The organism is Aquariibacter albus, assembly GCF_014145335.1.
GTDB classification, from domain to species: Bacteria; Pseudomonadota; Gammaproteobacteria; order Burkholderiales; family Burkholderiaceae_C; genus Aquariibacter; species Aquariibacter albus.
In genome coordinates, this window is sequence record NZ_JACIVI010000004.1 from 126,251 (window position 1) to 152,407 (window position 26,157).

At 71.8% G+C, this 26,157-nt stretch carries 33 protein-coding genes and 1 pseudogene; 21 read left to right on the plus strand and 13 right to left on the minus strand.

What is annotated here, in order from left to right:
- Nucleotides 1–126: 126 nt before the first annotated feature.
- On the plus strand, nt 127–1,104 hold the full coding sequence (locus H4F90_RS11660) for an ABC transporter ATP-binding protein (RefSeq protein WP_407926185.1): 978 nt from the start codon (nt 127–129) through the stop codon (nt 1,102–1,104).
- On the plus strand, nt 1,101–1,880 hold the full coding sequence (locus H4F90_RS11665) for an ABC transporter permease (protein ID WP_182664766.1): 780 nt from the start codon (nt 1,101–1,103) through the stop codon (nt 1,878–1,880). Before H4F90_RS11660 ends, H4F90_RS11665 begins: the two co-directional genes overlap by 4 nt.
- 26 nt (nt 1,881–1,906) lie before the next feature.
- Here the strand turns inward: H4F90_RS11665 and H4F90_RS11670 are convergent, their stop codons facing one another.
- Nucleotides 1,907–2,455, minus strand: a complete 549-nt coding sequence (locus H4F90_RS11670; protein WP_182664768.1) for a LemA family protein — start codon at nt 2,453–2,455, stop codon at nt 1,907–1,909.
- 118 nt (nt 2,456–2,573) lie between these two features.
- Between H4F90_RS11670 and H4F90_RS11675 the strand changes: the two genes are divergently transcribed.
- The 8 genes from H4F90_RS11675 to hisA all read left to right on the plus strand — a co-directional run bounded on the left by H4F90_RS11675 (nt 2,574) and on the right by hisA (nt 9,496).
- Nucleotides 2,574–2,837, plus strand: a complete 264-nt coding sequence (locus H4F90_RS11675; RefSeq protein ID WP_182664770.1) for a BolA family protein — start codon at nt 2,574–2,576, stop codon at nt 2,835–2,837.
- An 87-nt stretch (nt 2,838–2,924) separates the two neighbouring features.
- Complete coding sequence (gene murA / locus H4F90_RS11680; RefSeq protein WP_182664772.1) at nt 2,925–4,262, plus strand: UDP-N-acetylglucosamine 1-carboxyvinyltransferase; 1,338 nt, start codon at nt 2,925–2,927, stop codon at nt 4,260–4,262.
- The gene (hisG, locus tag H4F90_RS11685; RefSeq protein WP_182664774.1) at nt 4,259–4,918 is read left to right on the plus strand and encodes an ATP phosphoribosyltransferase; all 660 of its coding nucleotides are present in this window, start codon (nt 4,259–4,261) and stop codon (nt 4,916–4,918) included. The genes murA and hisG overlap by 4 nt, the downstream gene beginning before the upstream one ends.
- 19 nt (nt 4,919–4,937) lie before the next feature.
- On the plus strand, nt 4,938–6,275 hold the full coding sequence (gene hisD / locus H4F90_RS11690; protein WP_182664776.1) for a histidinol dehydrogenase: 1,338 nt from the start codon (nt 4,938–4,940) through the stop codon (nt 6,273–6,275).
- Nucleotides 6,276–6,308: 33 nt separating this feature from the next.
- A complete protein-coding gene (hisC, locus tag H4F90_RS11695) occupies nt 6,309–7,391 on the plus strand; it encodes a histidinol-phosphate transaminase (RefSeq protein ID WP_182664777.1) in 1,083 nt (360 codons plus the stop codon).
- A gap of 25 nt (nt 7,392–7,416) precedes the next feature.
- Nucleotides 7,417–8,016: an imidazoleglycerol-phosphate dehydratase HisB gene (gene hisB, locus H4F90_RS11700; protein ID WP_182664779.1), complete on the plus strand. Its 600-nt coding sequence runs from the start codon at nt 7,417–7,419 to the stop codon at nt 8,014–8,016.
- On the plus strand, nt 8,016–8,693 hold the full coding sequence (gene hisH / locus H4F90_RS11705) for an imidazole glycerol phosphate synthase subunit HisH (RefSeq protein WP_182664781.1): 678 nt from the start codon (nt 8,016–8,018) through the stop codon (nt 8,691–8,693). Before hisB ends, hisH begins: the two co-directional genes overlap by 1 nt.
- Before the next feature lie 50 nt (nt 8,694–8,743).
- Entirely contained in the window at nt 8,744–9,496 is a 753-nt protein-coding gene (gene hisA / locus H4F90_RS11710) for a 1-(5-phosphoribosyl)-5-[(5-phosphoribosylamino)methylideneamino]imidazole-4-carboxamide isomerase (protein ID WP_182664783.1), read from the plus strand.
- Between the two features lie 59 nt (nt 9,497–9,555).
- On the opposite strand, the gene H4F90_RS11715 is transcribed toward hisA, so the two are convergent.
- On the minus strand, nt 9,556–10,104 hold the full coding sequence (locus tag H4F90_RS11715; protein ID WP_182664786.1) for an SRPBCC domain-containing protein: 549 nt from the start codon (nt 10,102–10,104) through the stop codon (nt 9,556–9,558).
- 134 nt (nt 10,105–10,238) lie between these two features.
- On the opposite strand from H4F90_RS11715, the gene lpxC reads away from it, so the two are divergent.
- The 3 genes from lpxC to H4F90_RS11730 all read left to right on the plus strand — a co-directional run bounded on the left by lpxC (nt 10,239) and on the right by H4F90_RS11730 (nt 12,290).
- On the plus strand, nt 10,239–11,201 hold the full coding sequence (gene lpxC / locus H4F90_RS11720; RefSeq protein ID WP_182664788.1) for a UDP-3-O-acyl-N-acetylglucosamine deacetylase: 963 nt from the start codon (nt 10,239–10,241) through the stop codon (nt 11,199–11,201).
- Between the two features lie 28 nt (nt 11,202–11,229).
- Nucleotides 11,230–11,415, plus strand: coding sequence for a hypothetical protein (locus H4F90_RS11725; protein ID WP_182664790.1), 186 nt, complete (start codon nt 11,230–11,232; stop codon nt 11,413–11,415).
- Nucleotides 11,416–11,531: 116 nt separating this feature from the next.
- Nucleotides 11,532–12,290: an FkbM family methyltransferase gene (locus tag H4F90_RS11730; protein WP_182664792.1), complete on the plus strand. Its 759-nt coding sequence runs from the start codon at nt 11,532–11,534 to the stop codon at nt 12,288–12,290.
- Nucleotides 12,291–12,300: 10 nt separating this feature from the next.
- On the opposite strand, the pseudogene H4F90_RS11735 reads toward H4F90_RS11730, so the two are convergent.
- Nucleotides 12,301–12,593, minus strand: a pseudogene (locus tag H4F90_RS11735) (crossover junction endodeoxyribonuclease RuvC); the annotation flags it as partial.
- Between the two features lie 3 nt (nt 12,594–12,596).
- On the opposite strand from H4F90_RS11735, the gene H4F90_RS11740 reads away from it, so the two are divergent.
- A complete protein-coding gene (locus H4F90_RS11740) occupies nt 12,597–12,782 on the plus strand; it encodes a hypothetical protein (RefSeq protein WP_182664794.1) in 186 nt (61 codons plus the stop codon).
- Between the two features lie 65 nt (nt 12,783–12,847).
- Here H4F90_RS11740 and ruvC read toward each other — a convergent pair whose 3' ends face one another.
- The 6 genes from ruvC to dusB all read right to left on the minus strand — a co-directional run bounded on the left by ruvC (nt 12,848) and on the right by dusB (nt 18,120).
- A complete protein-coding gene (gene ruvC, locus H4F90_RS11745; RefSeq protein ID WP_182664796.1) occupies nt 12,848–13,405 on the minus strand; it encodes a crossover junction endodeoxyribonuclease RuvC in 558 nt (185 codons plus the stop codon).
- A 4-nt stretch (nt 13,406–13,409) separates the two neighbouring features.
- The gene (locus H4F90_RS11750; protein ID WP_182664798.1) at nt 13,410–14,420 is read right to left on the minus strand and encodes a phosphatidate cytidylyltransferase; all 1,011 of its coding nucleotides are present in this window, start codon (nt 14,418–14,420) and stop codon (nt 13,410–13,412) included.
- A gap of 7 nt (nt 14,421–14,427) precedes the next feature.
- Nucleotides 14,428–15,057: a lysophospholipid acyltransferase family protein gene (locus H4F90_RS11755; RefSeq protein ID WP_182664801.1), complete on the minus strand. Its 630-nt coding sequence runs from the start codon at nt 15,055–15,057 to the stop codon at nt 14,428–14,430.
- A gap of 88 nt (nt 15,058–15,145) precedes the next feature.
- Nucleotides 15,146–16,771, minus strand: a complete 1,626-nt coding sequence (gene purH, locus H4F90_RS11760; RefSeq protein ID WP_182664803.1) for a bifunctional phosphoribosylaminoimidazolecarboxamide formyltransferase/IMP cyclohydrolase — start codon at nt 16,769–16,771, stop codon at nt 15,146–15,148.
- 5 nt (nt 16,772–16,776) lie between these two features.
- The gene (locus H4F90_RS11765) at nt 16,777–17,034 is read right to left on the minus strand and encodes a Fis family transcriptional regulator (protein ID WP_182664805.1); all 258 of its coding nucleotides are present in this window, start codon (nt 17,032–17,034) and stop codon (nt 16,777–16,779) included.
- Between the two features lie 3 nt (nt 17,035–17,037).
- Nucleotides 17,038–18,120, minus strand: a complete 1,083-nt coding sequence (dusB, locus tag H4F90_RS11770) for a tRNA dihydrouridine synthase DusB (RefSeq protein ID WP_328700915.1) — start codon at nt 18,118–18,120, stop codon at nt 17,038–17,040.
- A gap of 101 nt (nt 18,121–18,221) precedes the next feature.
- On the opposite strand from dusB, the gene H4F90_RS11775 reads away from it, so the two are divergent.
- The 7 genes from H4F90_RS11775 to H4F90_RS11805 all read left to right on the plus strand — a co-directional run bounded on the left by H4F90_RS11775 (nt 18,222) and on the right by H4F90_RS11805 (nt 23,318).
- Nucleotides 18,222–18,779, plus strand: coding sequence for a YqaA family protein (locus H4F90_RS11775; protein WP_235972177.1), 558 nt, complete (start codon nt 18,222–18,224; stop codon nt 18,777–18,779).
- Between the two features lie 78 nt (nt 18,780–18,857).
- Nucleotides 18,858–19,763, plus strand: a complete 906-nt coding sequence (gene argB / locus H4F90_RS11780) for an acetylglutamate kinase (protein ID WP_182664807.1) — start codon at nt 18,858–18,860, stop codon at nt 19,761–19,763.
- Nucleotides 19,760–20,635: an HAD family hydrolase gene (locus H4F90_RS11785; protein ID WP_235972178.1), complete on the plus strand. Its 876-nt coding sequence runs from the start codon at nt 19,760–19,762 to the stop codon at nt 20,633–20,635. The genes argB and H4F90_RS11785 overlap by 4 nt, the downstream gene beginning before the upstream one ends.
- The gene (slmA, locus tag H4F90_RS11790; RefSeq protein WP_182664809.1) at nt 20,628–21,284 is read left to right on the plus strand and encodes a nucleoid occlusion factor SlmA; all 657 of its coding nucleotides are present in this window, start codon (nt 20,628–20,630) and stop codon (nt 21,282–21,284) included. Before H4F90_RS11785 ends, slmA begins: the two co-directional genes overlap by 8 nt.
- A 13-nt stretch (nt 21,285–21,297) precedes the next feature.
- Nucleotides 21,298–21,957: a ligase-associated DNA damage response endonuclease PdeM gene (gene pdeM, locus H4F90_RS11795; RefSeq protein WP_182664811.1), complete on the plus strand. Its 660-nt coding sequence runs from the start codon at nt 21,298–21,300 to the stop codon at nt 21,955–21,957.
- Between the two features lie 84 nt (nt 21,958–22,041).
- Complete coding sequence (locus H4F90_RS11800) at nt 22,042–22,908, plus strand: ATP-binding protein (RefSeq protein WP_182664814.1); 867 nt, start codon at nt 22,042–22,044, stop codon at nt 22,906–22,908.
- Nucleotides 22,905–23,318, plus strand: coding sequence for an NUDIX domain-containing protein (locus H4F90_RS11805; RefSeq protein ID WP_182664817.1), 414 nt, complete (start codon nt 22,905–22,907; stop codon nt 23,316–23,318). The genes H4F90_RS11800 and H4F90_RS11805 overlap by 4 nt, the downstream gene beginning before the upstream one ends.
- A 313-nt stretch (nt 23,319–23,631) precedes the next feature.
- Here the strand turns inward: H4F90_RS11805 and H4F90_RS11810 are convergent, their stop codons facing one another.
- Genes H4F90_RS11810 through H4F90_RS11825 form a run of 4 tightly spaced genes read right to left on the minus strand, consistent with a single transcriptional unit; the run spans nt 23,632 to nt 26,157 of the window.
- Nucleotides 23,632–23,859: a DNA gyrase inhibitor YacG gene (locus H4F90_RS11810; RefSeq protein WP_182664819.1), complete on the minus strand. Its 228-nt coding sequence runs from the start codon at nt 23,857–23,859 to the stop codon at nt 23,632–23,634.
- On the minus strand, nt 23,856–24,611 hold the full coding sequence (gene zapD, locus H4F90_RS11815; protein ID WP_182665010.1) for a cell division protein ZapD: 756 nt from the start codon (nt 24,609–24,611) through the stop codon (nt 23,856–23,858). Before zapD ends, H4F90_RS11810 begins: the two co-directional genes overlap by 4 nt.
- Nucleotides 24,612–24,664: 53 nt before the next feature.
- Entirely contained in the window at nt 24,665–25,303 is a 639-nt protein-coding gene (gene coaE, locus H4F90_RS11820; protein WP_182664821.1) for a dephospho-CoA kinase, read from the minus strand.
- A complete protein-coding gene (locus H4F90_RS11825; protein WP_182664823.1) occupies nt 25,300–26,157 on the minus strand; it encodes a prepilin peptidase in 858 nt (285 codons plus the stop codon). Before H4F90_RS11825 ends, coaE begins: the two co-directional genes overlap by 4 nt.

Here is a 26,157-nt window from a genome sequence, read left to right on the forward strand (position 1 = left end):
GGGCGTCCAGGGGTGGGGCAGGGCGGGCCCGGGCGGCGGATCCGCCGGGCTGCCGCTTTTACCACCGGCCGGCCCAGGTGGGCGTGCTCCCTAGAATCGCGGGCCCCACGTCCACCGGCCTGCCCTTTGTCTGCTGCCCTTTCCGCCGCCCTGCCGGCCCCGGCCTCGCCGCCTTCCGGCCATCCGGCGGTGCGTTTCGAGGGCGTCGAGAAGCGCTATGCGCGCCAGGGCGCGGCGCCGCTGCAGGCCTTGCAGGGGGTCAGCTTCGACATCCAGCCGGGCGAATTCTTCGGCCTGCTCGGCCCCAATGGCGCGGGCAAGACGACGCTCATCAGCCTGCTGGCCGGCCTGGCCCGGGCCAGCGCCGGTCGCATCGAGGTGATGGGCCACGAGGTGGTGAGCGACTACGCCGCGGCGCGCCGCGCGCTGGGCATCGTGCCGCAGGAACTGGTCTTCGACCCCTTCTTCAGCGTGCGCGAGACGCTGCGCATCCAGAGCGGCTACTTCGGCCTGCGCCGCAACGAGGCCTGGATCGACGAGTTGCTGGAGGCCCTGGGCCTGGCCGACAAGGCCGGCGCCAACATGCGCCAGCTCTCCGGCGGCATGAAGCGGCGTGTGCTCGTGGCCCAGGCCCTGGTGCACCGCCCGCCGGTCATCGTGCTCGACGAGCCGACGGCCGGCGTCGATGTCGAGCTGCGCCAGACGCTCTGGGCCTTCATCAGCCGCCTGAACCGCGCCGGTCACACCGTGCTGCTGACCACCCACTACCTGGAAGAGGCGGAGGCCCTGTGCCACCGCATCGCCATGCTCAAGCAGGGCCGGGTGGTGGCGCTGGACCGCACGGCCGCGCTGCTGGCCGGTGCAGCCCATCCGGTGCTGCGCTTCAAGACCGACGATGCGCTGCCGGCCGCCCTGGCCGCACAGGCCCGCGTCACCGGCCGCACGGTGCAGCTGCCGGCGCGCGAGGTGCACGGCATCGAGACCCTGCTGGCCAGCCTGCGCCAGGCCGGTGTGCGCATCGAGGACCTGGAGATCGGCCGCGCCGACCTGGAGGATGTCTTCCTCGGCCTGATGGCCGCGCAGGCTCCGGAGGCCGGCCGATGATCGCCGCCGTCCGCCGCGCCCTGGCCGGCGCCGCCCCCTTGTTCCGCAAGGAGCTGCTGCGCTTCTGGAAAGTGGCTTTCCAGACCATCGCCGCCCCGGTGCTGACCGCCGTGCTCTACCTGCTGATCTTCGGCCACGTGCTGGACGAGCGCGTGCAGGTCTTCGACGGCGTGGGCTACACCGCTTTCCTCATCCCCGGCCTGGTGATGATGAGCGTGCTGCAGAACGCCTTCGCGAACAGCTCGTCCTCGCTGGTGCAGAGCAAGATCACCGGCAACCTGGTCTTCCTGCTGGTCACGCCGCTGTCGCACTGGGCCTGGTTCGCGGCCTACGTCGGCGCGGCCGTGGTGCGCGGCCTGGTGGTGGGCGGCGGGGTGCTGTTGGTCACGGCCTGGTTCGCTCCGCTGCGCCTGGCCGAGCCGCTGTGGGTGCTGGTCTTCGCGCTGCTGGGGGCCGGCATGCTCGGCACGCTGGGCCTGATCGCCGGCCTGTGGGCCGACAAGTTCGACCAGATGGCGGCCTTCCAGAACTTCCTGATCATGCCCATGACCTTCCTGGCCGGCGTCTTCTATTCGGTGCACAGCCTGCCGGCCGCCTGGCAGGCGGTCAGCCACCTGAACCCTTTCTTCTACATGGTCGACGGCTTCCGGCGCGGCTTCTTCGGGGTCAGCGACGTGTCGCCCTGGCTGAGCCTGTGCATCGTCGCTGCGGCCTTCCTGGCCGTCGCCGCCCTCGCACTGCGCCTGCTGGCCCGCGGCTACAAGATCCGCCACTGAGGCGGTCCAGGCCCCCGCGGCGGGCCTCAGTCCTGGGGGGCGGGCTCCGGCAGGCTCAGGGCCTGCGGAAAGCCGAACAGACCGGCGATCGCCTGCTCCGGCGGCTGCAGCACCGCGCGGTTGTAGCGGGCGGACTGCAGGTTGAACGCCGCCCGGGCCTCGGCCAGCCGGCATGCGGCGGCCTGCGTGTCGCGGTCGGCCGGCGCCAGGGCCGGGTAGGCCCGGCGCAACAGCGCCAGCGCGCCGAAGGCCCGGGCCAGCGCGGCGTCGGCGGCGATCCAGCGGGCCATGCGGGCGGGATCCAGCGGGGCCTCGCGGGCCGCCTGCAGCGCTTCGTGCGCCTGCTGCCCGCAGGTGGCCACGGCATCCAGCCGCGCCGATTCGGCGGGCACGGCCGGCCGCAGGCGTGCTGCCTCGGCGACTTGCTGGTCGATCAGGCCCCGCGCCGCCTCGGCCACCGGCCCGAAGGCCGCCTGCAGCTGCCGGCGCAGGCGCAGCAGATGCAGCAGCGCACCGAGTGCCCAGGCCAGCACGCCGACGATCAGTCCGATCAAGAGCACTTCGATTGAGGCCATGGTTCTGCCGGGTCCGCCGCGTGGCGGGCAGTGGGTCCGGGGCGGCACTTTAAGTCGCGCCGGGCGGCCTGGCGCCCCCCATGCCCCCCGACCTTCGGGGCCTGCCTACAATCCGGGCATGGCCGATCCGACCCCCGAAGACGTCCAGCGCTACATCGCGCTGGGCCTGCCCTGCGCCCACCTCCAGGTCGAAGGCGACGGCCGGCATTTCTTCGCGACCATCGTCTCGCCCGAGTTCGAGGGCCTGAACCGCGTGGCGCGCCACCAGCGCGTCTACCGCGCGCTCGGTGACCGCATGCGCGAACAGATCCATGCGCTGTCGATGAAGACCCTGACCCCGGCGGAGTTCGACGCCGCCGCGGCCCACCCCACCCACCCCTGATTCCGGCCGCGCGGCCCGCGCGGTCCGGCAGGCGGTGCGCGCCTCCTGGCGCAGCCGCTTCCGGCGCGGGCCCGGCGGCTTTCCACGATGGACCAACTCCTGATCCGCGGCGGCCGCGCCCTCCATGGCGAGGTGGCGATCGCCGGCGCCAAGAACGCCGCGCTGCCCGAGCTCTGCGCGGCGCTGCTCAGCGCCGAGCCGCTGACCCTGGCCAATGTGCCGCGGCTGCAGGACGTGGCGACCATGCGCAAGCTGCTGGCCCACATGGGCGTGCAGGCCGAACGCCTGGATGATGACCGCTGCCCGGCCGGCGAATGCTGGCGCCTGGACGCCGCCGAGCTGCCGCGGCCCGAGGCGCCCTACGAGCTGGTCAAGACCATGCGCGCGGCCATCCTCGCCCTGGGGCCGCTGCTGGCGCGCTGCGGCCGGGCGCGGGTCTCGCTGCCGGGCGGCTGCGCCATTGGCTCGCGGCCGGTCGACCAGCACATCAAGGGCCTGCAGGCCATGGGGGCGACGATCCGCGTCGAGCATGGCTACATCGAAGCCGAGGCCCCGGCCGGCGGCCGCCTGAAGGGCGCCCGCATCACGACCGACATGGTCACCGTGACCGGCACCGAGAACCTGATGATGGCCGCCACCCTGGCCGAGGGCACGACGGTGCTGGAGAACGCGGCGCTGGAGCCCGAGGTCACCGACCTGGCCGAGCTGCTGATCGCCATGGGCGCGCGCATCACGGGCCATGGCACGCACCGCATCACCATCGAAGGCGTGGCGGCCCTGCACGCACCGGCGCAGCCGCACCGCATCATCCCGGACCGCATCGAGGCCGGCACCTTCCTGTGTGCCGTGGCCGCCACCGGCGGCGAGGTGCGGCTGCGCGGCGCCCGCGCCGGCCACCTGGAGGCGGTGATCGAGAAGCTGGCCGAGGCCGGCGTGGCGGTGGAGGCCCTGGGCACGCCCGGCACGCCGGACGAGGCCCTGCAGGTGCGCTCGCCCGGCGCCGCCGGCCTGAAGGCCGTGGGCTTCCGCACCCGCGAGTACCCGGCCTTCCCGACCGACATGCAGGCCCAGTTCATGGCCATGGACTGCGTGGCCGCCGGCACCGCGGTCATCACCGAGACCATCTTCGAGAACCGCTACATGCATGTGAACGAGCTGCTGCGGCTCGGCGCGGCCATCGAGATCGACGGCCACACGGCCGTGGTGCGCGGCGGCGCACGCCTGTCCGGCGCCACCGTGATGGCCACCGACCTGCGCGCCTCGGCCAGCCTGGTGATCGCCGGCCTGGTGGCCGAGGGCACGACGCGGGTCGACCGCATCTACCACCTGGACCGTGGCTACGACCGCATGGAAGCCAAGCTGCGCGCCCTGGGCGCGGACATCGAACGCGTGAAGGCCGGCGCGGCCACGGAGGACCTCGCATGATCACCCTCGCGCTCTCCAAGGGCCGCATCTTCGAAGAGACGCTGCCGCTGCTGGCGGCCGCCGGCATCACCGTCGGCGAGGACCCGGACAAGTCGCGCAAGCTCATCCTGCCGACCAACCAGCCGGACGTGCGCATCGTGATGGTCCGCGCCAGCGACGTGCCGACCTATGTCGAGCATGGCGGGGCCGACCTCGGCGTGGCCGGCCGCGATGTGCTGCTGGAGCATGCGGCCGGTGGCGTCGGCGCCAGCTCCGGCCTCTACCAGCCGCTGGACCTCAAGATCGCCCGCTGTCGCCTCAGCGTCGCCGTGCGCGAGGACTTCGACTACGCCCGCGCCGTGCGCCAGGGCTCGCGCATCCGCGTGGCCAGCAAGTACGTGCACCTGGCCCGCCAGCACTTCGCCGACAAGGGCGTGCATGTCGACCTGATCAAGCTCTATGGCTCGATGGAGCTGGCGCCGCTGACGGGCCTGGCCGATGCCATCGTCGACCTGGTCTCGACCGGGGGCACGCTGCGCGCCAACCACCTGCGCGAGGTCGAGAAGATCATGGACATCTCCTCGCGACTCGTCGTCAATGCCGCCGCGCTGAAGCTGCAGCGCGAGCCCATCCGCCGGCTGATCGAGGCCTTCGCCTCGGCCCTGCCGCAGGACTGAACCCCGGAAGGTCTGCCCGATGACTGCCCCTGTTGCGATCCGCCGCCTTGCCACCGCCGCCGCCGGCTTCGAGGCCGACTTCCAGCGCGTGCTGCACTGGTCGGCCGAGACCGATGCCGCCATCGAGGACCGGGTGGCCGAGATCGTCGAGGCCGTGCGCACGCGCGGCGACGCGGCGGTGCTGGAATTCACCGCCCGCTTCGACGGCCTGAACGCCGACAGCGTGGCCGCGCTGGAGCTGAGCCGTGCCGAGCTGCAGGCCGCCTTCGAAAGCCTGCCCGCCGTGCAGCGCACTGCGCTGGAGGCCGCCGCCGCCCGCGTCCGCCGCTACCACGAGCGCCAGCTCGAAGCCTGCGGCCGCAGCTGGAGCTACCGCGACGAGGACGGCAGCCTGCTCGGCCAGAAGGTCACGCCCCTGGACCGCGTGGGCATCTATGTGCCGGGCGGCAAGGCCGCCTACCCGAGCAGCGTGCTGATGAACGCCATCCCGGCCCAGGTGGCCGGGGTCGGCGAGATCGTGATGGTCGTGCCCACCCCGCGCGGCGAGAAGAACCCCCTGGTGCTGGCCGCCGCCTATGTGGCGGGCGTGCACCGCGCCTTCACCCTGGGCGGCGCGCAGGCCGTGGCGGCCCTGGCCTACGGCACGGCCACCGTGCCGCGGGTGGACAAGATCACCGGCCCGGGCAATGCCTATGTGGCCAGCGCCAAGCGCCGCGTCTTCGGGCAGGTGGGCATCGACATGATCGCCGGGCCCAGCGAGATCCTGGTGCTGGCCGACGGCAGCACGCCGGCCGACTGGGTGGCGATCGACCTCTTCAGCCAGGCCGAGCACGACGAGCTGGCGCAGAGCATCCTGCTCTGCCCCGATGCCGCCTACCTGGATGCGGTGCAGGCCGCCATCGACCGGCTGCTGCCCAGCATGCCGCGCCAGGAGGTGATCCGCGCCAGCCTGGAAGGCCGCGGCGCGCTGATCCAGACCGCCTCCATGGAAGAGGCCTGCGCCTTCAGCAATCGCATCGCGCCCGAGCACCTGGAGGTGTCCAGCGCCGAGCCGCATCGCTGGGAGCCGCTGCTCAAGCATGCCGGCGCCATCTTCCTGGGCGCCTACACCAGCGAGAGCCTGGGCGACTATTGCGCCGGCCCCAACCACGTGCTGCCGACCAGCGGCACGGCGCGTTTCAGCTCGCCGCTGGGCGTCTACGACTTCCAGAAGCGCAGCAGCCTGATCGAGGTCAGCGCGGCCGGTGCCGCCGTGCTGGGTCCGATCGCCGCCGAGCTGGCCTATGGTGAGGGCCTGCAGGCCCACGCCCGGGCCGCCGAGCTGCGCCTGCCCGTGGTGCCGCCGCAGCGCGGCTGAGCCCGGTCTGCCGTCCCCCCCGCGAGAGCCCCCATGAGCCGCTACTGGAGCGATGTCGTCCACCGCCTGACCCCCTACGTGCCGGGTGAACAGCCCCGCATCGAGGGCCTGGTCAAGCTCAACACCAACGAGTGCCCCTACGGGCCCAGCGAGGCCGTGCTGGCCGCGATGGCGGCGCAGACGGGCGAGGCCCTGCGCCTCTACCCCGACCCGCAGTCCAGCGCGCTGCGCGAGGCCATTGCCGCCCACCACGGCCTCAAGCCCGCCCAGGTCTTCGTCGGCAACGGCTCGGACGAGGTGCTGGCCCATGCCTTCCTCGCCCTGCTCAAGCACGAGGCGCCGCTGCTGCACCCGGACATCTCCTACAGCTTCTACCCGGTCTATGCCAAGCTCTATGGCATCCAGACCCGCGAGCTGCCGCTGGCCGAGGACTTCGGCATCCGGGTGGACGACTACCTGGCCATCGCCCGCGAGGGCGGGGCCGGCGGCATCATCTTCCCCAACCCGAACGCGCCCACCGGCATGGTCCTGCCGCGGGCCGAGATCCGCCGCCTGCTCGAGGGCGTGCCGGACGCGCCGGTGGTCATCGACGAGGCCTATGTCGATTTCGGCGGCGAATCGGCCGCGGCCCTGATCGACCACTACCCGCAGCTGCTGGTGACCCGCACGCTGTCGAAGTCGCGCGCGCTGGCCGGCCTGCGGGTGGGCTATGCGCTGGGCGATCCCGCCCTGATCGAGGCGCTGATCCGCGTCAAGGACAGCTTCAACTCCTATCCGCTGGACCGGGTGGCCGTCGCGGGCGCGGTCGCCTCCATGCAGGACGAGGCCTGGTTCGCCGCCACCTGCGCGCGCATCGTCGCCACCCGCGAGCGGCTCGGCGCGGCGCTGGCCGACCGTGGCTTCCAGGTCCTGCCCTCGGCCGCCAACTTCGTCTTCGCCCGCCACCCCGGCCATGCCGGTGCGGCCCTGGCCGCCGCACTGCGCGAGCACAAGGTGCTGGTGCGCCAGTTCCCGCGGCCCACACGCATCGCCGATTTCCTGCGCATCAGCGTGGGGACCGAGGCGCAGACCGACGTCCTGCTGGCCGCGCTCGATCGCGTGCTGGCAGCCGCCTGATCCCTCTTTCCGCGAGTCGCCCGCCATGAGCAGCCCCCCCCGCACCGCCTCCGTCCAGCGTGACACGAAGGAGACGCAGATCCATGTGGCCGTCAACCTCGACGGCACGGGCGAGGCCCAGCTCGCCACCGGCATCGGCTTCTTCGACCACATGCTCGACCAGATCGCCCGCCACGGTCTCATCGATCTCCGCATCGACGCGAAGGGCGACCTGCACATCGACGGCCACCACACCGTGGAGGACGTCGGCATCACCCTGGGCCAGGCCTTCGCCAAGGCCGTGGGCGACAAGCGCGGCATCCGCCGCTACGGCCATGCCTACGTGCCGCTCGATGAAGCGCTGTCGCGCGTGACCATCGACTTCTCCGGCCGGCCCGGCCTGCACATGGACGTGAGCTTCACCGCCGGCAGCATCGGCGGCCTGGACACCCAGCTGGTCTTCGAGTTCTTCCAGGGCTTCGTCAACCATGCCGGCGTGACCCTGCACATCGACAACCTCAAGGGCCACAACGCGCACCACCAGTGCGAGACGATCTTCAAGGCCTTCGCCCGCGCACTGCGCTTCGCGCTGGAGATCGACCCCCGCGCCGTCGGCGTCATTCCTTCCACCAAAGGCAGCCTCTGATGGGACGCGTCGCCGTCATCGACTACGGCATGGGCAACCTGCGCTCCGTGTCGCAGGCCGTGATCCATGCGGCCCAGGCGCTGGGCGGGGCCGCGCCCGAAGTGATCGTGACGGCCGACCCGGCGGCCGTGCGTGCCGCCGACCGCGTCGTGCTGCCCGGCCAGGGCGCGATGCGCGACTGCATGCGCGAGCTGCGCGAGGCCCACGACGGCGAGCTGCTGGCCGCCGTGCGGGAGGCCGCCGCCAGCAAGCCGCTGATGGGCGTGTGCGTCGGCATGCAGATGCTGCTCGACCATTCCGAGGAGCAGGACACGCCCGGCCTGGGCCTGATGCCCGGCCGCGTCCTGCGTTTCCGGCTCGACGACGCGCTGCAGCCCGACGGCAGCCGCTACAAGGTGCCGCAGATGGGCTGGAACCGCGTGCGCCAGCACGCGTTCCAGGGCGGTGCGCCGCACCCGGTCTGGGCCGGGGTGCCCGACGAGGCCTGGTTCTACTTCGTGCACAGCTACCACGCCGCGCCTGCCGATGCGGCCCACACCGCGGGCAGCACCGAGTACGGCGCGCGGTTTACCAGCGCGGTGGCCCGGGATAATATTTTTGCGACCCAGTTCCACCCCGAGAAGAGCGCGGCACACGGCCTGGCCCTCTACCGCAACTTCCTGCGCTGGCGTCCCTGAGACCGGCCCCCGCGGTCCGTCTGTCCCCGATCCCTTCCCTCGAACCGGCCATGCTCCTGATCCCTGCCATCGACCTCAAGGACGGCCGATGCGTCCGCCTGCAACAGGGCGACATGAATGTCTCCACCACCTTCGGCGAGGACCCCGCCGCGATGGCCCGTCGCTGGGTCGATGCCGGCGCGCGGCGCCTGCACCTGGTCGACCTGAACGGCGCTTTCGCCGGCAAGCCGGTCAACGAGCCGGCGATCAAGGCCATCCTCAAGGAAGTGGGCGAGGAGATTCCGGTGCAGCTCGGCGGAGGCATCCGCGACCTCGACACCATCGAGCGCTACCTGGACGGCGGCCTGAGCTACATCATCATCGGCACCGCCGCGGTCAAGAACCCCGGCTTCCTGCGCGATGCCTGCACCGCCTTCGGCGGCCACATCATCGTCGGCCTCGATGCCAAGGACGGCAAGGTGGCCACCGACGGCTGGAGCAAGCTGACCGGGCACGAGGTGGTCGACCTCGCGAAGAAGTTCGAGGACTACGGCGTCGAGGCCGTGATCTACACCGACATCGGCCGCGACGGCATGCTGACCGGCATCAACATCGAGGCCACCGTCAAGCTGGCCCAGGCCCTGACCATCCCGGTCATCGCCTCGGGCGGGCTGTCGAACCTGGCCGACATCGAGGCGCTCTGCGCCGTCGAGTCCGAAGGGGTGCAGGGCGTGATCTGCGGCCGTGCCATCTACACCGGGGCGCTGGACCTGGCCGTCGCCCAGCAGCGCGCCGACGCGCTCAACGGCGGCCCCACCGCCTGAGCCACCGCGGGCCGGGGACGGCCCGCGTCCGCCCGCCCGGGGGCGGGGTGGCGGCAGCTTCAGGCGCCCGCCAGCACCCGCGTCAGGCGGTCCAGGTTCTGCTCGTTGGCCGGCAGCACGAGGTCGCGTACGGCCAGGGCCGTCTCGACCTCGTCGAAAACCTGTTGCCACGTCAGCCGTGTGCCCTCCGCCTCGGCCTGCAGCGTCACCTGCAGCGTGAAGCGGGGCACGCTCTCGTGGCGGATCGTTACCTCCCGGCCCGGCTGCAGGCGCAGGAAGCGGTTGTGGTTGGCCCAGGATCGGCCGTCCGGGCCGTGCATGGTGAAGCGCCAGTCGCCGCCTTCGTGGAAGGCGAAGTGCTCGAACACATTGCGGAAGCCTTCCGGCCCCCACCAGGCCGCCAGCAGCCGCGCGTCGGCGAAGGCGCCGTAGACCCCCTCCGGCGGGAAGGGCAGGCTCCGCCCGGTGTGGAAGCTGCGGGCCGCCAGCGTGGCTGCATCGTCCGCGGGATCGACGGCGGGGCGCGCCGCAGCGTCCGTGCCCGCACGGTGGCGGTCGTTCGGGCCGCTCGCGGCGCCGAGGGCATGGGGTGAGGCCAGGTCGCGCATCGGAAGCTCCGGAAGGGGCGAGGGCTGCATGCTGCGGGGGCTGCCGCGGCGATGCAAGGCCTTGATCGCCGCGATCAAGACGACCCGGCCGGCTGCAAGGTCCCGGCAACACCGGCCTTCCTACAATCCCGTCCATGTTGGCCCAACGCAGTCTCAAGACCCTCACCCGCGCCGTCGGCGTCGGCCTGCACAGCGGACAGCGGGTCGAGTTGACCCTCCGGCCCGCGCCGGTGGACACCGGCATCGTCTTCCGGCGGGTCGACCTGCCGGTGCCGGTGGAGATTCCGGTCACCGCCACCTCGGTCTGCGACACGCGGCTGGCCTCCACCCTGTCGCCCGGCGGCGATCCGGGCGCCCCCAAGGTGAACACTGTCGAACACCTGATGAGCGCCTGCTGCGGCCTCGGCATCGACAACCTGATCATCGACATCACCGCCGAGGAAGTGCCCATCCTCGACGGCTCCTCGGCCAGCTTCGTCTACCTGCTGCAGAGCGCCGGCGTGCAGGGCCAGGCCGCGGCCAAGCGTTTCCTGCGGGTGAAGAAGCCGGTGGAGGTGCGCGAGGGCCAGGGCGCCGGCCTGAAATGGGCCCGGCTGGAGCCCCACCATGGCTACAAGCTGGCCTTCGAGATCGACTTCGACCACCCGGCGGTGGACGCCACCGGCCAGCGCGTCGAGTTCGATTTCGCCCGCGGCGACTACGGCCGCGACATCGCCCGCGCCCGCACCTTCGGCTTCACCAAGGACGTGGACATGATGCGGGCTCGCGGCTTGAGCCTGGGCGGCAGCATGGACAACGCCATCGTGGTGGCCGACCGCCGCGTGCTGAATGCCGACGGCCTGCGCTACGACGACGAGTTCGTGAAGCACAAGATCCTCGATGCGATCGGCGACCTCTACATCGCCGGCAAGCCGCTGCTGGCCGCCTACAGCGCCTACAAGAGCGGCCATGCGCTGAACAACAAGCTGCTGCGTGCGCTGCTGGACGACCCCGAGGCCTGGGAGATCGCCTCCTTCGAGCGCGAGGCCGATGCGCCGCGCGGTTTCGCGCCGGCCGTGGGCTACCCCAGCGCCGCCTCGGCGGACTACGGGCGCTGAGCCACCCGGCCGCGCCCCCACCGCCCCCATGCTGATCGCCCGCCTCGTCGTCGGCCTGCTGCTGCTGGCCGCCATCCTGTGCTTCGGCGTGGCCATCGCCACCGGCCAGCCGGTCTGGCGCCAGCGCGGAATCGTCATCCTCAAATGGACGATGCTGGCCGGCCTGGGCTTCTTCGGCGTGCTGTTTCGGGAGCGGCTGGTCGTGATGCTGTGAAGCGGCGCTTCGCTACACTCTCAACACTCACGAAAAACGGTTCACCGGTCTGGCGCTGAAGCCTCGGCCCCGGGGCGGCTGGATCACCCAGGGGGTTTGTCGTGCAATGGGCCAATGTGAAGTCCTACACCGAGCTGCTGGGCTGGTCGGGGTTGGCGGTCGGGGTTTTCGGCAAGCTCCGGGGACGCAAAATCCGGCACCGGGTCGACCGCCCGGACTGCCGGCATCCGCTGTGGCTTCGGCTGCCGTCGTCGGACCTTGACGCCTACCGCCAGGTCTTCGTCGACCATGAATACGCTTTCAAGGTCGAGCGCGAGCCTCGCGTGATCGTCGATGCCGGGGCCAACATCGGCCTAGCCTCGCTGTATTTCGCCAACCGCTATCCCGGGGCGCGGATCATCGCCATCGAGCCGGAGCGTCACAACTTCGACACGCTCTGCGCCAACGTCCGCGCCTACCCCAACATCACCCCGCTGCGTGCGGCGCTGTGGAACCGGGACGAAGCCATCGACCTGGTCGATCCCGGGCTGGGCGACTGGGGTTTCATGACCGATGGCGGCGGCGCGTCGGCCGACCTTCGGCACCGGCGCTTCGACGTGGTGCCCGGCATGACGGTGGACCGCCTCATGAAGGACCACGGGATCGCGTGCATCGACATCCTCAAGATGGACATCGAAGGCGCCGAACGCGAGGTCTTCCTCGATCCCAGCCCGTGGATCGGCAAGGTCAACGCCATGATCGTCGAGTTGCACGAGCGGCTGAAGACGGGCTGCGAGGACAACTTCCACCGCGGCGCCGCCGGCTTCGATCGGCAATGGCGGCGGGGGGAGAACGTCTACGTCAGCCACGCCGGCTTCATGGCGCCGGTGGTCTGAAGGCCCGCCCTCAGTAACTCCGCCCGCCCCGGTACTGGCTGTGCGCGCGCCGCGTGAGCGGCGTGACGGCGGAGGTGGCGGCTTTCGCCGTGCCGGCGTGGGCGTGGGTGATGGCCCGGCCCAGGCGTCAGCGGCGCCGGAGCCGGGCAGGCCCAGCAGGTGCATGACCATGTGCTGCACCTGCGCCTTGCGGGTCTGGCCGCTGTCGACGATGGCCTTCTTCAATTGTTGCACCGAGGTGTATTCCGTCACCGGCAGCCCGCGCCCGACCAGCACCGCCAGCGCCGCGCCGCGCGCCTGGCCGCCATGCTGATCGCCCGCCTCGTCGTCGGCCTGCTGCTGCTGGCCTCCATCCTCTGCTTCGCGATGGCGATCGGCACCGGCCAGGCCGTCTGGCGCCGCCGCGGCCTGGTCATCCTGAAATGGACGCTGCTGGCCGGGCTGGGCTTCTTCGGCGTGCTCTTCCTGGAGCGGCTGGTGGTGATGCTCTGAGCCTGCGGGCGCGGCAGGCGAGGCCGGGGCGCCCCGGCTTGCCCTGAGCGCCTCCGGGGGAAGGCTCAGTAGCTCCGTCCGCCGCGGTACTGGCTGTGCGCCCGCCGCTGCAGCGGGGTGACGGCGGCGATCGCCGCCTGCGAGCTGCCGACATGCACATGGGCGATCGCCAGGCCGAGCGCATCGGCCGCATCCGGCCCCGGCAGGCCCGGCAGCTTCAACAGGTGCATGACCATGTGCTGCACCTGTTCCTTGCGCGCCTGGCCGGCGCCGACCACGGCCTTCTTCAGCTGGGCCGAGGTGTATTCCGACACCGTCAGCCCGCGGCTGACCAGGGCCGCCAGCGCCGCGCCGCGCGCCTGGCCGAGCAGCAGCGTGCTCTGCGGGTTCACGTTGACGAAGACGATCTCCAGCGCGGCCTGCTGCGGCTCGTAGCGCGCGACGATCTCGCTCACGCCGTCGAAGATCAGCTTGATGCGCCCGGGCAGATCGCCATTGGGCAGGCTGTCGGTGCGGATGGTGCCGCTGGCCAGGTAGCGCAGCGTTGCGCCCTCGGCCTCGATCACGCCGAAGCCGGTCGTGCGCAGGCCGGGGTCGATGCCGAGGATGCGGGTGGCAGGCATGGGCTCAGCGTCCGAGGCTGAAGTACCAGCGCACGGCATGGAAGAAGACCGGCGCGGCAAAGCAGAGCGCGGCCATGCGGTCGAGCAGGCCGACCGCGCCGGTGACCGTCCCCAGGCCCTCGGCCCCGGGCGGCGCGGCGGCCACGCGGTGGCCCCAGTGGCGCACGCCGGCATCGCGCTTGAGCGCCTGCATCACCAGCTCGCCGAGCAGGCCGCTGCCGGCCGCGATCAGGGCCAGGCTCATGGCCTGCAGGGGCTTGAAGGGCGTGGCCCAGTACATCAGCGCACCCGCCAGGCCGGCTGCCAGCGTGCCGCCGGCCCAGGCCCGCCAGCTGAAGCGGCGATCGATCTGCCGCACCACCGGCCGTCCCGGCAGGCGTCGGCTGGCCCAGCCCTGCACGATCTGCCCGAGGCCGACGACCACGACCAGGAAGAAGACCAGGAAGGCCCCTCGCCCCCCGTGCCGCGGAAAGTTCAGCAGCAGCAGGGCCGGCGTGTGCGACAGGCCGTAGACACAGACCATGATGCCCCACTGGATCTTGGCATTGCGTTCCAGGAAGCGCTGCGGATCGCCGGCCAGTGCGCTCGCCACCGGCAGCGCGAAGAAGGCATAGACCGGAATCATCACGCTGAACAGGTCGAAACGACGGGTGCCCACCAGCAGGTACTGCAGCGGCAGCACGAGGAAGAAGGCCAGGATCAGCGCCCGGTGGTCGCTGCGCCCGGTGTGCATCAGGGTGATGAACTCGCGCAGGGCCAGGAAGCTGAACAGGCCGAAGAGCAGGGTGGCCCCCAGCGGTCCGCCCAGCCAGGACAGCCAGAACAGCAGGCTGCCGATCCAGACCGCACGGAGGTCGCGCTGCAGGCCGGCCAGGCTCAGGCGCTGAGCCGGGCGTGGATCGGGCCGCAGGCTGCGGACGAGCAGGGCGAGGCTGGCCAGGATCAGCAGGCCGAAGACGATCAGGAAGAGCAGGCCGGTCTGCTGGCTGGCACTGAGCTCGCGCAGTTCCCCCATGGCGACCTCAGGGGCTGGCCGGCCGCAGGGCCAGCACGGCGGCGCGCGCGCGCGCCAGGAAGTCGCGCTTGTCCTCGTCCTCGGCCGGCGGCACCAGCGGCGCACCGAAGCTGACCGTGCACAGGATGGGCACCGGCACGACCTCGCCCTTGGGCATCACGCGCTGCACGTTGTCGATCCAGGCCGGGATCAGCACCGCCTGCGGGAACTGCCGGGCCAGGTGGTAGAGCCCGGTCTTGAAGGCCTGCGGTTCGCCGAGGTTGCTGCGCGTGCCTTCGGGGAAGATCACCAGCGAATCGCCGGCGCTCAGGGCCTCGGCCAGCGGTTCCAGCGGGTCCTGGTCCTCGCTGCGGCTGCGGCTGACGTAGACGGCGCGGAAGACTTCGCGGGTGATCCAGTGCTTGAGCGGCTGGGTGGTCCAGTAGTCTCGGGCCGCGATCGGCCGGGTGCGGCGGCGCAGCTCGCGCGGCAGCGCACACCAGATCAGCACCCAGTCGAGGTGGCTCTGGTGGTTGGCAAAGTAGATGCGCTGCTCGTCCTTCGGCACGCAGCCCAGCCAGTGGCCCTGGGCCCCGGTGACCAGGCGCGCGATGAAGGACAGCAGCCAGCCCGCAAGGGCGGCAAGCCCGGTGTTCATGCGCTGCATGCTAGCGGCCGGGCGGGCCTGCCCGGCCCCGCGGCGGCCCGGCTTGACGGCCGGGCCGGGACCGGGCCGCCGGTCCGACTCAATGGCGGAAGTGCCGCACGCCGGTGAAGACCATGGCCACGCCGCGCTCGTTGGCCGCGGCGATGACTTCCTCGTCGCGCATCGAGCCGCCCGGCTGGATCACGGCGCTCGCGCCGGCGTCGGCCAGCACGTCCAGGCCGTCGCGGAAGGGGAAGAAGGCGTCGCTGGCGACCACCGCGCCCTGCAGGCTCAGGCCGGCATGCTGGGCCTTGATGCTGGCGATGCGCACGCTGTCGAGCCGGCTCATCTGCCCGGCCCCCACGCCCAAGGTGCGGCCGCCGCCGCAGAAGACGATGGCATTGCTCTTCACGAACTTGGCCACCTTCCAGGCGAAGAGCAGGTCGGTGATCTGCGCCGGCGTGGGCTTGCGCGTGGTGACGACCTTCAGGTCGGCCGCAGCGATGACCGCGTTGTCCGCGCTCTGGATCAGCAGGCCCGAGCCGATGCGCTTGACGTCCTGCGCGTTCTGGCCGCGTGCCCAGGGCGTGGCGCCGTCACGCTGCACGGCGTCGAGCGGGATCTCCAGCACGCGGGTGTTGGCCTTGGCCGCCAGGATCTTGAGCGCCTCGGCGCTGTAGCCGGGGGCGATCAGCACTTCCATGAACTGCTTGCTGACGGCTTCGGCCGCCGCCGCATCCACCGGCACGTTGAAGGCGATGATGCCGCCGAAGGCCGAGGTCGGGTCGGTCGCGAAGGCGCCGGCGTAGGCCGCGGCCGCCGTCGCCCCCAGGGCCACGCCGCAGGGGTTGGCGTGCTTGACGATCACGCAGGCGGGGCCGTCGCTGGCGCCGTCGAAGGCCTTGACCGCCTCCCAGGCCGCGTCGGCATCGGCGAGGTTGTTGTAGCTCAGCTCCTTGCCCTGGTGCTGCTTGGCCGTGACCAGCGAGCCGGGCGCGGGGTGCAGGTCGCGGTAGACGGCGGCCTGCTGGTGCGGGTTCTCGCCATAGCGCAGGTCCTGCAGCTTGACGAAGCGGCCGTTGCTCTGCGCGGGGAAGGCGCTGCGGGCCGGCACGGCGGCGTCGTCCGCCGGGAGATCGATCGCCGAGAGGTAGTCGCTGATCGCCGCGTCGTAGTTGCTGATGCGGTTGAAGGCGGCCACGGCCAGGGCGAAGCGGGTCGCGCGCTGCACGGCGCCGTGCGCGCGCAGCTCGGCCAGCACGCCGGCGTACTGGCCGGCGTCGGTCAGCACGGCCACGTCGTTCCAGTTCTTGGCGGCGGAGCGCACCATGGCCGGGCCGCCGATGTCGATGTTCTCGATCGCGTCGCCCAGGGTGCAGCCGGCCTTCGCCACGGTGGCCTCGAAGGGGTAGAGGTTGACGACCAGCAGGTCGATCGTCGCGATGCCGTGGGTGCTGAGCGCGTCGCGGTGCGCGGCCAGGTCGCGGCGGGCCAGCAGGCCGCCGTGGATCTTGGGGTGCAGGGTCTTGACGCGGCCGTCGAGCATTTCCGGGAAGCCGGTGTGTTCGGCCACTTCGGTCACCGGCAGGCCGGCTTCGGCCAGCAGCTTGGCGGTGCCGCCGGTGGACAGCAGCTTGATGCCCAGGGCGTGCAGGCCCTGCGCAAGGTCGACGATGCCGGTCTTGTCGGAGACCGAGAGCAGGGCGCTGAGGTGCGAGAGGTTCATGGGGTTCAGCCGCGCGGGCCGTCTTGCTTGATGAGCTTGTGCTGCGCCAGCTTGCGGCGCAGGGTGTTGCGGTTGATGCCCAGCCACTCGGCGGCCCGGGACTGGTTGCCGTCGGCCTGCTGCATGACCACGTCCAGCAGCGGCTTCTCGACGACCTCCATCACCATGTCGTACACGTTGTGCGGCTCGGCGCCGCGCAGGTCCTTGAAATAGCCTTCCAGGCTGTCGCGGATGCAGCCTTCGATCGTCTTCTTGTTGCTCATGGCTCAGGCCGCGGCGCAGGCGGCGGCAGGCAGGTCGTCATGGGGGGCCGCAGTCTCGGGCGGCCTCTCGGGCTCGGGCGCCGGCAGCCGCGGGTGGCGCTGCGCGAGGGCCTCGAAGTAATCCCGCACGGCGGCCTGCTGGGCCGCGGCGGTGTCGATGCGATTCATGCGGTCGCGGAAGTCCGCGCCGCCCGGCAGGCCCTTGACGGCCCAGCCGATGTGCTTGCGCGCGCTGCGCAGGCCGGCGGTCTCGCCGTAGAGGCTGCAGTGGTCGACCAGGTGCTCCAGCAGCCAGTCGGCCACCTGGCGCGTCGCCGGCGCCGGCCGATGGCAGCCGGTGGCCAGGAAGTGCGCGATGTCGCCGAAGATCCAGGGCCGGCCCTGGGCGGCGCGGCCGATCATGATCGCGTCGCAGCCGGTGCGGGCCAGCACCTCGCGGGCGCGCTCCGGGCTGTCGATGTCGCCATTGGCCACCACCGGGATGGACAGCGCGCGCTTGATGGCGGCCACGGTGTCGTGCTCGGCCTCGCCGCCGTAGCCCTGCTCGCGCGTGCGGCCATGCACGGTGACCATGGCGATGCCGGCGGCCTCGGCCTTGCGGGCGATCGTCAGCGCATTGCGGCCGCTGGCGCTCCAGCCGGTGCGCATCTTCAGCGTGACCGGCACGCCGTGGGGGCGCGCAGCCTCGACCGTGGCCTCGACGATGCGCAGGGCCAGATCCTCGTCCTGCATCAGGGCCGAGCCTGCCCAGACCTTGCAGACCTTCTTGGCCGGGCAGCCCATGTTGATGTCGATGACCTGGGCGCCGCGGGCGATGTTGTAGCGGGCCGCCTCGGCCATCTCGGCCGGGTCGGTGCCGGCGATCTGCACGGCGATCGGCGCGCTCTCGCCCTCGTGGTTGGCCCGGCGCGAGGTCTTCAGGCTGTCCCACAGTTCGCGGCGCGAGGTGACCATCTCGCTGACCGCATAGCCCGCCCCGAGCCGCTTGCAGAGCATGCGGAAGGGCCGGTCCGTGACGCCCGCCATGGGGGCCACGAAGAGGCGGTTGGGCACCGTGATCGGGCCGAGGGCGAGGGGAGCGGTCACGGGCGCCTGCTGAAAAAGGAGGCAGAGTATAGCCACGGGTTTCTGCGGATCCGGGGCCGCAAAGCACGGGCGCGCCGGCCGGCTCCGGCACACTGCGCGGCATGGATCTGCCCGCCCTGGCCCTGCTGCCCACCGACCCGATGGGCTACCTGGCCGGGCTCTCGCAGGCCCTGAAGGCCCTGGCCGCCGGGCCTTCGGCCGCGGCGCCGCTGCTGCTGGGCCTGGGCCTGCTGGCCCTGCTCTCCGCCACCCTGCTGCCGGGCGGCTCCGAGCTGGCCCTGCTGGCCCTGGTGCAGCTGCGGCCCGAGCTGCTGCTGCCCGCTTTCCTGGCCGCCAGCCTGGGCAACACCGCGGGCGGTGCGATCAGCTGGGCCATGGGCCGCGGCCTGGCGCGGCTGCTGCGTCCGGCGCGCCAGGCCGCGGCCGAGCCGTCCGCTGCGCTCGAGCCCACCGAATCGCCCGCCCGCCGGCGCGCACAGGCCCTGCTGGCCCGCCATGGCGCCAAGGCCTGCGTGCTGAGCTGGCTGCCGCTGGTCGGCGACCCGCTGTGCGTGCTGGCCGGCGCCCTGCGCCTGCCCGCAGGGCCCTGCCTGGCCTGGATGGCCCTGGGCAAGGCCGGCCGCTATGCACTGCTGTTGACGCTGGCGCCCGGCGCCTGAAGCGGGCGCGGCCGTCACGGCCGCGCCCCGGGGCAACCCTAGAATTTGCGACCTTCCCCCCACCGGCCGACCTCCGCCATGAGCAGCACCCCGACCCCCGAGCTGGCCGCCATCGCCCCGCGCGACAAGGCCGAGATCCTGGCCCAGGCCCTGCCCTACATCCGCAAGTTCCACGGCAAGACCATCGTCATCAAGTACGGCGGCAACGCCATGACGGACCCGGCCCTGCAGGCCGACTTCGCCGAGGACGTGGTGCTGCTCAAGCTGGTCGGCATGAAGCCCATCGTCGTGCACGGCGGCGGCCCGCAGATTGACGATGCCCTGGCCAAGATCGGCAAGAAGGGCACCTTCATCCAGGGCATGCGGGTGACCGACGAGGAGACGATGGAAGTCGTCGAGTGGGTGCTCGGCGGCGAGGTGCAGCAGGACATCGTCGGCCTGATCAACGCCGCCGGCGGCAAGGCCGTGGGCCTGACCGGCCGCGACGGCGCGATGATCCGCGCCCGCAAGCTGAAGATGCTCGACAAGGACGACCCGAGCAAGGAACACGACATCGGCCAGGTCGGCGAGATCGAGTCCATCGACCCGAGCGTGGTCCAGGCCCTGCAGGACGACCAGTTCATCCCGGTCATCAGCCCGATCGGCTTCGGCGAGCGCAACGAGAGCTACAACATCAACGCCGACCTGGTCGCCAGCAAGCTCGCCACCGTGCTGCGCGCCGAGAAGCTGATGCTGCTGACCAACACCACCGGCGTGCTCGACAAGGCCGGCAAGCTGCTGACCAATCTTTCGGCCCGGCAGATCGACGAGCTCTTCGCCGACGGCACCATCAGCGGCGGCATGCTGCCCAAGATCGCCGGCGCGCTGGATGCCGCCAAGAGCGGCGTCAACGCCGTGCACATCATCGACGGCCGGGTGCCGCATGTGATGCTGCTGGAGGTGCTGACCGATGGTGCTTTCGGCACCATGATCCGCTCGCATTGAGCTACCGCGCCGCGCAGGCGGGTGGGCGCGCCCGGGCGGCGGCGCCCGGCACGCCGCCGGCCTACGGCACGCCGCCGGCCTACGGCACGCCGCCGGCCTACGGCGCGCCGCCGGTCGAGCCGACCGCCTGGCCACGCCGGCCGGTGTGGTTCTTCGACCTCGACGACACCCTGCACGACGCGACGCTCGCGGCCTTCGGCCCGCTGAATGGCGCGATGACCGACTACCTCCAGGCCAGCCTGGGCCTGGACCGCGCCGCCGCCGACGCGCGCCGCCGGGCCTACTGGCAGCGCCACGGCGCCACCCTGCTCGGCCTGATCCGCCACCACGGCACCGACCCGCATCACTTCCTGGCCGAGACCCACCGCCTGCCCGGCCTGGAGGCCCGGCTGCGCCGGCCGCGCAGCGATGCGCAGGCCCTGGCGCGGCTGCCGGGCCGCAAGTTCATCCTGACCAACGGGCCGGCGGCCTATGCCGCGCGGGTGCTCGGCAGCCTGGGCTGGCGCGGCTTCGAGGCGGTGATCGCGATCGAGGCCATGCGCGTCTTCGGCCAGTGGCGACCCAAGCCCGACGCCCGCATGCTGCGCCACCTGCTGGCGCGGCTGAAGCTGCCCGCGCATCGCGCCGTGCTGGTCGACGACACGCCGGGCCACCTGCGCGCCGCGCGCCGCGAAGGCTGGCGCACGGTCTGGATGCAGGGCTACCACCGCCCGCAGTCGCCGCGCCTGAAGCGCCTGCGGGCGGGGCCGCCAACCGTGCCGGCGGGCTCGCCACCGCCCACGGCCTGGCAGCGCCCGGGCCGAAGGCCAGCCCATGTGTGTGCCAGAATTTCAGGCCTCAACCGCTTGCGTGCACTCACTTTCCATGGCTGACACCCCCGACCTTCCGCCGGCCGACAGCGGGGCTTCGCCCGTGCCTGCCGACGCACCGGCGTCGGGGCGCAAGCGGCCCAAGCCGGGCGAGCGGCGCATCCAGATCCTGCAGGCCCTGGCCGCCATGCTGCAGGAGCCGGGCGCCGAGCGCGTGACCACCGCCGCGCTGGCGGCCCGGCTCGGCCTGAGCGAGGCGGCGCTCTACCGCCACTTCGCGAGCAAGGCCCAGATGTACGAGGGCCTGATCGAGTTCATCGAGTCCAGCCTCTTCGGCCTGGTCCAGCAGATTGCCGACCGCGAGCCGGATGGCACCCGGGCCGCCGCACGCATGGTGGCCGTGCTGCTGCAGTTCGGCGAGCGCAACCCCGGCATGGTGCGGGTCATGGTCGGCGATGCCCTGGTCACCGAGCATGCGCGGCTGCTCGTGCGGATGAACCAGTTCTTCGATCGTCTCGAATCGCAGTGCCGCCAGGTGCTGCGCGCGGCCGCCGAGGCCGCCGGCTCGCCGACGCCGACGGTCGACGCCCAGCTGCGCGCCGCGGCGCTGATCGCCCTGGCCCAGGGCCGGCTGCAGCGTTTTGCGCGCAGCGACTTCCGCCGCCTGCCGACCGAGCAGCTCGACGCCACCCTGGCCCTGATCGCCCGCTGAGACCGGGGTCGCGATGGAACTGGCCTGGGGCGGCGAGACCCTGCTGCTGCGCGCCGACCGCAGCATTTGGCTGCCTCGGCACGCCACCCTGCTGGTGGCGGATCTGCATGTCGGCAAGGGTCAGAGCTTCCGCCGCCTCGGCGTGCCGGTGCCCCAGGGCAGCAGCGTCGAATCGCTGGACCGCCTGAGTGCCGCGCTGGCCGAGACCGGTGCCCGTGCGCTGATCGTGCTCGGCGACCTGCTGCATGCCGCCGCAGCCCGCGATGGCCCGGCCGGTGCCGCCCTGGCGGCCTGGCGGGCTGCGCATCCCGATCTGGACCTCACCCTCGTGCGTGGCAACCACGACGACCGCGCTGGCGACCCGCCGGCCGCCCTGGGCTTTGCCGTGGTCGACGAGCCCTGGCCGCTGGGCGGCCTGGCCCTGGCCCATCATCCCCGGCCGCAGCCCGGCCGGGCGGTGCTGGCCGGCCACATCCACCCCGGCCTGCGCTTGCGGGCGGCGGGCGAGTCGCTGCGTCTGCCCTGCTTCCACTTCGATGTGCGCCGCCAGGTGGGCCTGTTGCCGGCCTTCGGCGCCTTCACCGGCCTGCACACCGTCCAGCCGCGGCCGGGCGACCAGACCGTGCTGATTGCCGGCCCGGCCCTGCGCCGCTGGCCGCCCGCTGGCGCCTGAGCGGCCCGCGCCTGCGGCCGGCCAGGCAGGGCGCTGGCTACACTGCCGCGCACCTTGGAACCCCCTGTCCGCGCGACCCTGCCGATGTCCGATCTGAATGCCCTGATGGCCCGTGCCGAAGCCCTGCTGGTCCGGCTGGAAGGCCTGCTGCCGCCGCAGCTGCAGGCGCCGGACTGGTCGGCTGCCCACGCCTTCCGCTACCGCCGCCGGCGTGGCGCCGCAGTGCTGGAACCGGTGCGCCATGCCGCCACCATCCAGCTCGACGAGCTTCAGGAGATCGATGCGCAGAAGGAGCGCCTGGTGCGCAACCTGGCGCAGTTCGTCGCCGGCCGCGGTGCGAACAATGTCCTGCTCAGCGGCGCGCGTGGCACCGGCAAGAGCTCGCTGGTCAAGGCCGCGCTGAACGCCTTCGCGTCCCAGGGCCTGCGGCTGATCGAAGTCGACAAGGCCGATCTGGTCGACCTGCCCGATCTGGTCGACCTGGTGGCCGAGCGGCCCGAGCGCTTCATCCTGTTCTGCGACGATCTCAGCTTCGACGAGGGCGAGTCCGGCTACAAGGTGCTGAAGTCGGTGCTCGATGGCTCGATCAGCCAGCTCAGCGATAACCTGCTGATCGTCGCCACCAGCAACCGCCGCCACCTGCTGCCCGAGCAGATGCGTGACAACCTGGCGGCCCGCCACGACGCGAACGGCGAACTGCACCCCGGCGAGGCCATCGAGGAGAAGGTCTCCCTGTCCGAGCGCTTCGGGCTGTGGATCAGCTTCTACCCCTTCAGCCAGGACGAGTACCTGGCCGTGGTCGCCCAGTGGCTGGCGCACTTCGGCCTGGATGCGGCAGCGGTTGAGGCCGCCCGCGGCGAGGCCCTGGTCTGGGCGCTGGAGCGCGGCTCGCGCTCGGGGCGCGTGGCCTGGCAATTCGCCCGCGACCATGTCGGGCGCCTCCGGTCATGAGCCTGCCCGAGCCGACGGACCGGGTGCCGGTCGACGTGGCCGTCGGTCTGCTGTTCGACGCGGATGGACGTTTCCTGCTGTGCTCGCGGCCGCAGGGCAAGGTCTACGCCGGCTACTGGGAGTTTCCAGGCGGCAAGCTGGAGGCCGGCGAGACGGTCGAGCAGGCTTTGCGCCGTGAGCTGATCGAGGAGATCGGCGTCACCATCGGCCCCGTCGAGGCCTGGCGCGTGCACCTGATGGACTACCCGCATGCGCGCGTGCGGCTGCACTTCTGCAAGGTGCGCACATGGACGGGGGATTTCGAGATGCGGGAGGGCCAGCAAATGGCCTGGTCCCGCTTGCCGGTGCAGGTGGCACCGGTGCTGCCCGGCACGCTGCCGGTGCTGGAGTGGCTGGCCGAGGAGGTCTAGGACGCCTGAGTCGCGTGCTCCGGGCTCAGCGCTCGCGCCATTCCTCGTTTGTTGCGTGTGGTTTCGGGTGAGGCACAGCCGCATCGCAGGTCGTTGCCGAAGCTGAGGCCCGTAGTGGCTTGAGGCCATGAGGCACTGTCTCTCGAGTTTCGAACCAGCCCGCAGCATGCCCCTCTGCCGTCATCGGCATCGCGTGGTCATCGACGGCCCATCCCGGGGGCAGTTGATGCGGCATCCGAAAGCGAAACTTCATGTCAAATTCCGACTGAAATAGTTTCTCGGAGTGTGCATCCGTGTTGCGGGTTTTTACGTATCAGAAGAGCCCCTCTGACGGGGGCGGGGCAGTGAGGCTCTCCGGCTCGGTGCGAGGCTGACTCGCGGACACACGGTAATCGCCATTAGCCCAGGCCCCCAGGTCAATCTGGCGGCAGCTCTCGCTGCAGAAGGGGCGCCAGGGGTTCTCCGGTGCGAACAGGCTCGGCTGCCGGCAGTGCGGGCAAGGGACCTGAAGCGGCTTGCGGGGCAGGGCGGTACCACTCATCCGCACAGGCTCAGTTCGAAGCTGGTGTCTTCGGTCGCGGGCCGCAGCCGGCCCTCGGCGTCTTGCCGCATCAGCCGCACCGAGACCAGCAGCCGATGCCCGCTGATCTCGGGCACCAGCTCCAGTTCGTGCGGCAGCCGCAGCCTCAGCAGCTGGAAGCTGCGGTTCTGCGGCAGGCTCTGCTGGAAGTGGCCGCCCGGCGCGGCCACCATGTGCGGGTGGCCGGACTCGCGCACCATGCCGAGCACCAGGCCGAGGGCGTCCACCCAGGGCTGCAGTGTTCGCGTCCAGCGCAGCAGGTCCTGCCGGCGGCGTTCCGCCGGGCCCTGCTGCCAGGCGTAATAGGCTGGCAGGTCGAAGCTGCAGGTGCCGCCGGGGATGGTGATGCGGCTGCGGATGCTCATCAGCCAGTCGTCGGCATTCAAGCTCTGGCCGGCCTTGCCGCTGGTCTGCTGCAGGGCGGCGTGGCAGCTGTCGATGCGCTGGATGAAGGCTTCGAGCCGGCCCTCGGCAATCGCGGGATTGCCGCGGAACTGGGCAAGTTGCGCGCGGTGGCGGTCCATGTCGCGCAGCAGGTCCGTCTTCAGGTCCGCCCGCGCCGCCACCTCGATGATCTCGAACAGCGCCGCCAGCGCATGGTGATGATCCAGCGCGTCCTCGCGCGCCATCAGCGTCGCGAGCCGGCCGCAGAGATGCTCCAGCCGCAGCAGGGTGCGGGTGCTCTCGTTGAACGGGTATTCGTAGAGGATCAAGGCCAGCCACTCCGCGGACATGCGGCAAGGGATTGTTCCACAGCGCCCCGGGTTCACCCGGGGGCGTGCGCGCCTTCGCCAGGGGGGGGCGGGCCGAGCCAGCGGGTCCACAGCGCCTGCACCGCGGCGTCGAGTGCGGCCGGGTCCTCGCTGGCGTTGTCGATCACGGCATCGGCCACGGCCAGGCGCGCGGCCCGGCTGGCTTGCTGGGCGATGACGGCTTCCACCTGCGCGCGCGGCCAGCCCGAGCGGGCCATCGTCCGCTCGATCTGCCGCTCGACCGGGCAGTCGATCACCACGATGCGATCGAGCTGGGGTCGCCATCGGGCCAGCTGCTCGACCAGCAGCGGGATTTCCAGCACCTGCACGGCCCCGGCCGGTGCAGCGGCCATCGCCTCCTTCAGCGCCGTGCCGATGCGCGGATGCAGCAGGGCCTCGAGTTGCTCTCGAACGGCTGGGTCGGCGAAGGCCCGGGCCCGCATCGCCGCCCGGTCCAGGCCACCTTCAGCATCCAGCACCTCGGGTCCGAAGGCCCTGCGCAGCGCGTCGATGGCCGCCCCTCCAGGGGCGGTCAGGGCCCGGGCGACTGCATCGGCATCTAGGCAGTGCGCGCCCAGCGCGGCCCAGGCCGCGGCGGCGCGGCTCTTGCCGCTGCCGATGCCACCGGTCAGGCCGATCCGCAGACCCCTCATGCCCAGCCCATCCAGCCGCTCACCCGCTGCGGGCCGGCGTAGAGCACCAGCAGGCCGGCGCCGGCGAGGAAAGGGCCGAAGGGCACGTAGCGGCCCTCGCGCAGCTGCCCGCCGGCCTTCAGACCCAGGCCGACCAGCGCGCCGATCAGCGAGGCGGCCAACACCACCGGCAGCAGCATGGCAGGCCCCAGCCAGGCGCCGAGCGCGGCCAGCAGCTTGAAGTCGCCCGCGCCCATGCCGTCTTTGCCGGTGACCAGCTTGAACAGCCAGAACACCGTCCACAGCGCGCCGTAGCCGGCCACCGCACCCCACAGGGCCTGGTCCAGCGGCAGGGTCCAGCCCAGCGCAGCGACCACCAGGCCGGCCCACAGCAGGGGCTGGGTCAGGCTGTCGGGCAGCAGGGTGGTGTCCCAGTCGATGCCGGCCGCGGCGATCAGCACGGCCACGAAGCCGGCCCAGGCCAGCAGCACTGGATCGGCACCGAAGCGCCAGGCCAGGCTGGCGAAGAGCAGGGCCGTCAGGCCTTCGACCAGCGGATAGCGCGGGCTGATCGGCCCGCTGCAGGCCGCGCAGCGGCCGCGCAGCCGCAGCCAGCCGATCAGTGGCAGGTTCTCGTGCCAGCGCAGCACGTGGCCGCAGTGCGGGCAGTGCGAGCCGGGGCGCAGCAGCGAGAGCGGCGGGCCATCGTCTGGCGCCGACAGTTCAAGCAGCTCGGCGCTTTCGCGCCGCCAGTCGCGCTCCATCATCTGCGGCAGGCGGTGGATGACGACATTGAGAAAACTGCCAATCAGCAGGCCCAGCAGGCCGAGCACCGGGGCGCTGAGCAGCAGGTCGAGGAAGGTGTCGGAAGGCAT